Source organism: Mesorhizobium sp. M2A.F.Ca.ET.037.01.1.1 (assembly GCF_003998075.1).
Lineage (GTDB): Bacteria > Pseudomonadota > Alphaproteobacteria > Rhizobiales > Rhizobiaceae > Mesorhizobium.
Window position 1 is genome coordinate 1 of record NZ_RZSA01000164.1, and the last position, 8967, is coordinate 8967.

Annotated in this window: 7 protein-coding genes; 6 read left to right on the forward strand and 1 reads right to left on the reverse strand. The window is 63.9% G+C overall.

Features of this window, described 5'->3' with window-relative positions; translation table 11 throughout:
• Positions 1–96: 96 nt before the first annotated feature.
• The 5 genes from EOA27_RS10920 to EOA27_RS10940 all read left to right on the forward strand — a co-directional run bounded on the left by EOA27_RS10920 (position 97) and on the right by EOA27_RS10940 (position 6760).
• The gene (locus EOA27_RS10920; RefSeq protein ID WP_126079139.1) at positions 97–1602 is read left to right on the forward strand and encodes a sugar ABC transporter ATP-binding protein; all 1506 of its coding nucleotides are present in this window, start codon (positions 97–99) and stop codon (positions 1600–1602) included.
• A 9-nt stretch (positions 1603–1611) separates the two neighbouring features.
• Positions 1612–2553: an ABC transporter permease gene (locus EOA27_RS10925; RefSeq protein WP_126079140.1), complete on the forward strand. Its 942-nt coding sequence runs from the start codon at positions 1612–1614 to the stop codon at positions 2551–2553.
• An 8-nt stretch (positions 2554–2561) separates the two neighbouring features.
• Positions 2562–3593, forward strand: coding sequence for an alcohol dehydrogenase catalytic domain-containing protein (locus tag EOA27_RS10930; protein WP_126079141.1), 1032 nt, complete (start codon positions 2562–2564; stop codon positions 3591–3593).
• A gap of 66 nt (positions 3594–3659) precedes the next feature.
• A complete protein-coding gene (locus EOA27_RS10935; RefSeq protein ID WP_126079142.1) occupies positions 3660–5156 on the forward strand; it encodes an aldehyde dehydrogenase family protein in 1497 nt (498 codons plus the stop codon).
• Positions 5156–6760 (forward strand): GMC family oxidoreductase N-terminal domain-containing protein, encoded by a 1605-nt coding sequence (locus EOA27_RS10940; protein ID WP_126079143.1) that lies wholly within the window; start codon positions 5156–5158, stop codon positions 6758–6760. The genes EOA27_RS10935 and EOA27_RS10940 overlap by 1 nt, the downstream gene beginning before the upstream one ends.
• A gap of 46 nt (positions 6761–6806) precedes the next feature.
• Here EOA27_RS10940 and EOA27_RS10945 read toward each other — a convergent pair whose 3' ends face one another.
• Entirely contained in the window at positions 6807–7628 is an 822-nt protein-coding gene (locus EOA27_RS10945; RefSeq protein WP_127256141.1) for an aldo/keto reductase, read from the reverse strand.
• Between the two features lie 113 nt (positions 7629–7741).
• Between EOA27_RS10945 and EOA27_RS10950 the strand changes: the two genes are divergently transcribed.
• Positions 7742–8967 (forward strand): malonate decarboxylase subunit alpha (locus EOA27_RS10950; RefSeq protein ID WP_127256143.1); only part of this gene is annotated, 1226 nt, incomplete at its 3' end.

The window sequence follows — 8967 nt, forward strand, 5'->3', positions numbered from 1 at the left end:
ATTTCCTGCAGGCCGCCGTTCTCGGGCTGCTGGTCATCATAGCGGTCATCCTGTCGACGGACCGGCGCGCGGTCGCGTTCGTCAAGTGAGGCCGCAATGTATGAATTGAAAGCCGTCGAAAAGAAGTTTCCGGGCGTCCATGCGCTGAAATCGGTCGACTTTTCCATCAGCCGGGGGGAGATCGTCGGGCTGGTGGGCGAGAATGGCGCTGGCAAATCCACGCTCATGAAGGTGATCTACGGCGCCTACCAGCCCGACGGCGGCGAGATGCTCATCGATGGCAAGCCTGTCCGGTTCGGCGGCCCGCGCGACGCCATGGAGCGAGGCATCGGCATGGTGTTTCAGGAGCAATCGCTGATCACCAACCTGTCCGTGATGGAAAACATCTTCCTGGGCTATGAAGACCAGTTCTCGCGCTTCGGCGTGGTCAACTGGAAGGCGATGGCCAAAGCCGCCGGGAAGCAGCTTGCAAAGGTCAAGCTCGATATCGATCCGCGCACCATCACCTCGAGCCTTTCCTTCGCGCAGCGCCAGCTTGTGGAACTGGCCAAGGTGCTGACGCTGGAGGAGCGGGTGCAGGGTCATCTGGTCGTCCTGCTCGACGAGCCCACCTCGGTGCTGGCCGAGGAAGAGGTGAAGCTATTGTTCAAGCTCGTGCGGGAGTTGACGACGCGCGCTTCATTCATCTTCGTGTCCCACCGCATGGACGAGGTGATGGAGCTCTCGGACCGAATCTACGTGATGAAGGACGGCCAGGTGGTCGATGTCGTCTCGCGCGGCGCAGCGACACCGGAGGCGATCCAGCACAAGATGGTCGGCCGCCATGTCGATAAGGAATATTACCGTGAGCAGCGGCAAAAGCCCTACGACGCGACGAGGCCGCTGGTGGAGCTGTCGGGCGTGGACCTGCCGGGACGGGTTCACGATATCTCGCTGACGCTGCATGCCGGCGAGGTCCTGTGCCTGGTCGGCACCGAGGGCTCCGGCCGCGAAGCGATCCTTCGAACAATCTACGGCATGCGCACGCCTACCAAGGGCACGCTGAAGATCAAGGGCGAGACCGTCTCCAGGCTGACCGCCCGCGCAGCGGTGGAGCGCGGCGTCGGCTATGTGCCGCGCGAGCGCAAGATCGAGGGCATCGTGGCCGGCATGAATGTCTACGAGAACATGACGCTCTCGCAAATGCCGCACTACGCGCGGATGGGCTGGCTCGACGTGGCCGACGAGCGTGCCCTTGCCCGGAAATGGATCGGCAAGCTCGCCATCAAGGCAAGCTCCGAATATGCCGACTGCGGCAACCTTTCCGGCGGCAACCAGCAGAAGGTCGTGCTTGCCAAATGGCGGTCGGGCGGCTCCGACATCATGCTGCTCGATCATCCGACCCGAGGCCTGGACATCGGCGCCAAGGAGGATGTGTACGACATGATCAGGGAGATGTGCGACGACGGGGTCGGCGTTGTCCTGGTCGCCGACACGCTCGAAGAGGCGATCGGCCTCTCCCACACCATCGTCGTCATCAAGGACGGTGAGATCCAGAAGCGCTTCGACTGCGTGCCCGGTTCCAAGCCGACGCTCTACGACCTTCTGCACTACATGATCTGAGGGGCCTCCATGGACATCCAACGCCTCAAGCCGCACTTCCCCTGGATCACCCTCCTGGTCCTGGTCACGATCGTCGGCATCGCCGATCCGAGCTTTCTCAAGCCCGCCAATCTGCTGAGCCTCGCAGGCGATATCGTGCCGCTGTTCATCATGGCGCTGGGACTGACCTTCGCGATCTACATCGGCGGCATCGACCTGTCGGCACAGTCGATGGCGAACATGATCACCGTCGTCGCCTCGGTCTATCTGGCGCCGTTGGGGATCTGGGTGGCGGCGCTCTGCATCCTTGCCGGGTTCACGCTGGGAACGCTCTCCGGCTACCTGACCACCCGCATGTACGTCCCATCCTTCATCTCCACGCTGGCCGTCGGCGGGATCTGCTTCTCGGTGGCGCAATGGCTTTCCGGCAACCGCGCCCTGAACATGGACGCCACCCAGCGCAACGAGACGTTCGGCTGGATGATCGGTCGAACCGGTATCGTGCCGCACGAGCTCTTCATCGCCATCGGCCTGCTGGCGATCTGCTTGCTCTTAGAACGGCGCACGGTCCTCGGCCGGGCGCTGAAGGCAGTGGGCGCCGGCGAACTGGCTGCAGCCGCGTCCGGTCTCAACGTCGCCCGCTACAAAATCCTCGCCTTTGCGATATCCGGAGGGCTGGCCGCGGTGGCCGGGCTGCTGTTCTCCGTCAAGCTGTCGGGCGGCGCGCCGACGATCGCCAACGGCTTCCTGCTGCCGGCCATCGTGGCGGTGCTTGTCGGCGGAACACCGCTGACGGGCGGCGTCGGCGGTGTGCTCAACACCGCGATCGGCACGCTGATCGTGGCGGTCATCCGCGCCTCGATGCTCTATTTCGGCATCGCGGCGACGCAGCAACAGATGGTTTTCGGCCTGGTGCTGATCGCGGCCATCGCCCTGACCATCGACCGCTCCAAGCTTCGCACGGTGAAGTGAGACAAGCCATGGCAACAATGCGCGCCGCCGTCCTGACCGCTCCGCACCGTTTCGATCTGCGCGAGGTCGCCGTTCCGGAGGTGGGACCTGACGACGCCTTGATCCGTGTCCAGCGGACCGGCATATGCGGCACGGACATCCATATGTTCAACGGTCACTATGCGGCCGACCGGCTGCCGTTGGTGCCGGGCCACGAGTTTGCCGGGACGGTCGCAGCGACAGGCGAGCGTGTGAAGCATATCAAGCCGGGCACGACCTGCGTCGCGGATATCAATATCGGCTGCGGCCAGTGCTATTGGTGTCGCCGCAACGAGATCCTCAACTGCCCGTCGATGACGCAGGTGGGCATCGGGCGCGAAGGCGCCTTCGCCGAATATGTGTGCGTGCCGGCCAGGCTTGTCATACCGGCCCCGGACGATGTGCCGGTCGAGGTGCTTGCCCTGACGGAGCCGGTGTCCTGCGTGGTGCGCGCCGCGCGCAAGGCGCAGGCGAGTTTCGGCCAGTCCGTGGTGATCCTCGGAGCCGGACCAATCGGCAATCTGCATGTCCAGATGATGCGCCTGTGCGGCGCCGCGCCGATCATCATCGCCGACCTGTCGCAAGACCGTTGCCGCCTTGCCCTTGCAGCCGGGGCGGACGCAGCGGTCGCCGATCCCGCCCAGCTTAAGCAGGAGGTGCTGAAAAGGACCGGCGGGCGCGGCGCGGATCTTGTGATCGAAAGCGTCGGTTCGCCGCGGCTTTACGCGTTCGCTTTCGAGCTCATCCGCAAGGGCGGCCATGTCGCTTTCTTCGGCCTCAGCGGACCCAACGACACGGTGCCGGTCGATATCCTTCGCACCATACTCGAGGAGAACAGTCTCAAGGGCTCGGTTGCCGGCATGGGCGAAGACATGCACGATGCGCTGACGCTCTTGTCGCATGGCCGCTTCCGAACCGAGGCGTTCACACGCGCGACCTTTCCGCTCGACGACATCCAGCGCGCCTTCGAGACCCTGGCCGAGCGGCCCCGGGATCTCAAGACGCAAATCATATTGAACTAGGCGCCGGCGCGACCCGCTTGCCAGGAGCATTGGGCGGCCGGCGCACCGCCAGAACGGAGGCATTCCATGCTCGATTTCACTGACCGCGCACCCCTGCCGGATGCACCACGCGAATTCGGGTTCTGGTCGGACGGATCCTGGCGCAAGGGCGGCGCATTGTTCGAGCGCCGGTCGCCGGGCCACGGCGTGCCGGTGACGCTCACGCCCAGATGCACGGTGGACGACCTCAATGCCGCCGTCGCGGCGGCGCGCCGCGCATTCGAGGATCGCCGGTGGGCCGGACTGCCAGGCGCCGACCGGGCCGGCGTGCTGCTGAGGGCGGCCGAGACCCTGCGCCGCCGCCGCGACGAAATCGCCTATTGGGAGGTCCTGGAGAACGGCAAGCCGATCTCCCAGGCGCGCGGCGAGATCGATCACTGCATTGCCTGCTTCGAGGTCGGCGCGGGCGCCGCGAGGCTGTTGCATGGCGACAGCTTCAACAGTCTCGGCGACGGCCTTTTCGGCATGGTGCTGCGCGAGCCGGTCGGCGTGGTCGGGCTCATCACGCCCTGGAATTTCCCGTTCCTGATCCTGTGCGAGCGCATTCCCTTCATCCTTGCCAGCGGATGCACCGTCGTCGTCAAGCCTTCGGAGGTCACGTCGGCGACCACGCTGATGCTCGGCGAGATCCTTTCCGAAGCCGGCGCGCCGGACGGCGTCTACAACGTCGTCACCGGATCAGGCCGGACGATTGGCCAGGCTTTGAGCGAGCATCCCGATGTCGATATGCTGTCCTTCACCGGATCGACATCCGTCGGACGCTCATGCGTCCATGCGGCGGCCGATTCGAACTTCAAGAAACTCGGCCTGGAACTGGGCGGCAAGAATCCGATCATCGTCTTCGCGGACAGCGACCTCGAGGACGCGGCGGACGGCGCAGCCTTCGGCATAAGCTTCAACACGGGCCAGTGCTGCGTGTCGTCGAGCCGCGTCATCGTGGAGCGCTCGGTCGCTCGCGAGTTCGAGGAAATCCTTGCCGCCAAGATGGCCAGGATCGTCGTCGGCGATCCGCTGCAGACGAAGACGCAGGTGGGAGCCATCACCACCGATGCGCAGAATTCGACCATCCTGAGCTATATCGACAAGGGCAAGGCCGAAGGGGCAACGCTTGTCGCCGGCGGGCAAGCGCTGGATTTCGGCGGCGGCCAGTATATCGCGCCGACACTGTTTTCCGGGGTCACGCCCGCAATGTCGATTGCCCGCGACGAAATCTTCGGGCCCGTCCTGTCGTCCTTCCATTTCGACACGGTCGAGGAGGCCATCGGCCTCGCCAACGACACGGTGTATGGCCTGGCTGCCAGCGTGTGGACAAAGAACATAGACAAGGCGCTGGTGGTGACGCGGCGCGTGCGCGCCGGCCGGTTCTGGGTGAACACGATCATGGCCGGAGGGCCGGAAATGCCGCTCGGCGGCTTCAAGCAGTCCGGCTGGGGAAGAGAGGCCGGAATGTACGGCGTGGAGGAGTACACACAGGTGAAGTCCGTCCACATCGAGATCAGGAAGCGTGCCCATTGGATCAAGTGATGACGACAGGTTTCGACTATGTGATCGTCGGCGCAGGCTCTTCGGGCTGCGTTCTTGCCGCGCGCCTGTCCGAGAATCCGGCAGTCCGCGTCTGCATAATCGAGGCCGGAGGCAAGGACAGCCATCCGCTGATCCATATGCCGGTCGGCTTCGCCAAAATGACCACCGGACCGCTCACCTGGGGCCTGGTGACGGCTCCGCAGAAGCACGCGGACAATCGCGAGATCCTCTACGCGCAGGCAAAGGTGCTGGGCGGCGGCTCGTCGATCAATGCCGAGGTCTACACCCGGGGCCACGAGACCGACTACGACCGGTGGGCGAACGAGGAAGGCGCGGACGGCTGGGCGTTCAAGGACGTGCGCAAGTACTTCCTTCGTTCCGAGGGCAACAGCATATTCTCCGGCAGGCTCCACGGCACCGACGGACCGCTCGGGGTGTCGAACATACCCGATCCGAACGTCGTCTCGCGCGCCTTCGTCCAGAGCTGCCAGGAATACGGGCTGCCCTATAATCCGGACTTCAACGGCGCGAAGCAGGAAGGCGCCGGCATCTACCAGACCACGACGCGCAACGCCCGCCGCTGCTCGGCCGCCGTGGGCTATCTCAAGCCTGCCCTGGCGCGCCCGAACCTCACGCTGATCACGGGGGCGCTGGTCCACCGCGTCGTCTTCAAGGGCCGCCGGGCCGTTGGCGTCGAATGCTCGGTCGGCGGCTCGCTGAAGGTCATAAATGCCGACAGCGAAGTGCTGGTCACCTCGGGAGCGATCGGAACGCCGAAGCTGATGATGCTGTCCGGCGTCGGCCCTGCGGATCACCTGCGTCAACATGGTATCGAAACGATCCAGGACCTCCCGGGCGTCGGGCAGAACCTCCAGGATCATTTCGGCATCGACATCGTGGCCGAGCTGAAAGGCCACGATTCACTCGACAAGTACAACAAGACGCACTGGATGCTGTGGGCCGGCATTCAGTACATGCTGTTCAAGACCGGACCGATAACGTCGAACGTCGTCGAGGGCGGCGCCTTCTGGCATTCCTCGGGGAATCATGCCGGAGCGGTTCCCGATCTGCAGTTCCACTTCCTGGCCGGAGCCGGCGCGGAAGCGGGCGTTCCTTCGGTCCCGAAGGGATCGTCCGGCATCACGTTGAACAGCTACACGCTGCGCCCGAAATCGCGTGGGAGCGTGACGCTCCGTTCGCCGGATCCGCGCGACAATCCGGTCGTCGATCCCAATTTCCTCGCGGACCCGGACGACCTCAGAGTGTCGGTCGAAGGCATCAAGATCAGCCGGGAGATATTCAATCAGCCTTCGCTGCGAAAATTCATCAAGGAACTCCGTTTCCCTGACACGAATGTGCGCTCGCAGTCAGACTATGAAGCCTATGCGCGACGCTCCGGCCGCACCTCGTATCACCCGACCTGCACCTGCAAGATGGGGAATGATGCGATGTCCGTGGTCGACCCTCAACTGCGAGTGCACGGGCTGGATGGCATCCGCATCTGCGACAGCTCGGCAATGCCGTCCCTGGTCGGCTCGAACACCAACGCGGCGACTATCATGATCGGCGAGCATGCGTCGGACCTGATCCGAGGCAACCGCTAGGATTTGCCAGTCACCTCGGATCTGCTCGCTCTTCCGGTTCGCGCGCTCAGGCGTCGAAATCCGGAGCGTATGGGATCAGCCGCTTCCCGACAACGCGATAACCGACGGCATTCATGGCGTTGATGCGGCCCATGTCGATACTCGACAAGGTGAAGTCCATCACGTCGAAATTCGAGCGGATGTTGTCCGGTTTGGTGGACATTGTGTTGATCGGCAAACCCTTCTGCAGGATCCAGCGCAGCACGACCTGGGTGGCCGACTTGCCGTATGCGGCGCCGATATCGGCGAAAAGCGGATGCTTGAAGACCTCGCCGCGCGCGACCGAGCAGTAGGAAGACAAAGGGATACCCGTTTCACTCGCGGCCGCCAACAGCTTGCGCTGGTCAAGCAACGGGTGGAATTCCACCTGGTTCGTGACGAGCGGCACGCCGGTAATCTGCCTAGCCTGGCGCATCATCGCCGCTGTGTAGTTCGAAACGCCGATGGTGCCGGCGAAACCCCGCTCCTGCGCCTCCTGAAGCAGTTCCAGGGAAAGCTTGATATCGCCTCCCGGCGTCGGCCAGTGAAGCAAAAGGATATCGACACGATCCAACCTCAGATCCCGCAAGGACTGTTCGACCGATGGCATGAACCGTTCCCGCGAGAAGTTCTCAACCGTGACCTTTGTCGTGATGCAGAGCTCGTCCCTGGCTATGCCGCTCTCGGCCAGGGCCAGGCCCGTGTCGGCTTCATTGCCATAGGCCTGAGCCGTGTCGAATGCGCGGTAACCCGCATCGATCGCAGCCGCGATCGCAGCCCGCAGCGTATCCCCCTTAAGAGGGAAAGTTCCAAACATCCGCTGGTTCGCCTTCTGGAACATGATGTTCATAAAAATCCTCCCGCTGGTTGCCGTCGGCGCGGAGCTTGCCTTGCAAGCCGCAGGCGGCTATATCACGTTTATAACTATCTAGTTACTTATTGCCAAGCCTTTGGAGAGGTAGCGTGAGCAAGGTCAGGTCCGCAGCGGAGGCTGTCGCCGCGATAGGCGACGGAGCGGTGGTAGCGGTCAATTCGTCGTCCGGCCTGCTTTGCCCGGATGCCGTGCTTGAAGCCCTTGGCAAACGTTTCCTAGGCGAAGGGGCGCCGCGCAACATCACCACCATCCATCCGATTGCCGCCGGCGACATGTTCGGCACCAAGGGGGTCGATCACATCGCCCTGCCGGGCTTGATCAGCCGCATCATCGGCGGCTCATATCCCTCAGGACCGACCAATGCCGAGCCGCCGCTGATCTGGCAGCGTATCCTTGCCGAGGATGTGGCGGCATGGAACTTCCCCTCCGGGATCGTGTTCGACATGCTACGCGAGGGCGCGGCGCAGCGTCCGGGTGTGTTGACCAAGGTCGGCATGGAGACATTTGTCGATCCGATGCTCGAGGGCGGAGCCATGAACGCTTCGGCCCGGAAGGCGCCGATCGTGCGGCGCGTCGAATTCAACGGCGAGACCTGGCTTCACTTCCCTCCCCTCCGGCCGGATGTGGCGATCATCCGCGCGACTACCGCCGACGAGAAGGGAAACCTCACCTTCGAGCAGGAAGGCGCGACGCTTGGCGCCATGGAAATGGCGCTTGCGGCGCGCAACTGCGGCGGCATCGTCATTGCCCAGGTCAAGCGCGTCGCGGCTCCGGGCACGCTACGGCCGCATGATGTGCATGTGCCCGGTATCCTGGTGGATTTCATCGTCGAGGCGCCGGACCAGCTGCAGACCACGGCGACCGCTTATGACCCGGCCATATCGGGAGAACTGTTCCGGCCGCTGCACACATTCCGTACCCCGGAATACAATGTCTCCAAGGTCATCGCGCGTCGCGTCGCGCAGGAGCTTCGAGCGGGCTGGGCAGTCAATATCGGCTTCGGAATCTCGGCCAACGTGCCTCGCATCCTGATCGAAGAGGGCCTGCACGGCGCCGTCACCTGGGTGATCGAGCAAGGGCCGGTGGGCGGCGTGCCGTTGCTCGACTTCAAGTTCGGCTGCGCCTCCAACGCGGAAGCCTTCGTCGCCTCCCCGCACCTTTTCACCTACTTCCAGGCCGGAGGCTTCGACTGCTCCTTGCTGTCGTTCCTCGAAATCGGCTCCGACGGATCCGTCAACGTCGCGCGGCTTTCCTCGACGCCGCATCGCACCGCCGGCGCCGGCGGCTTCGTGGACATCACCTCGCGGGCGCGCAA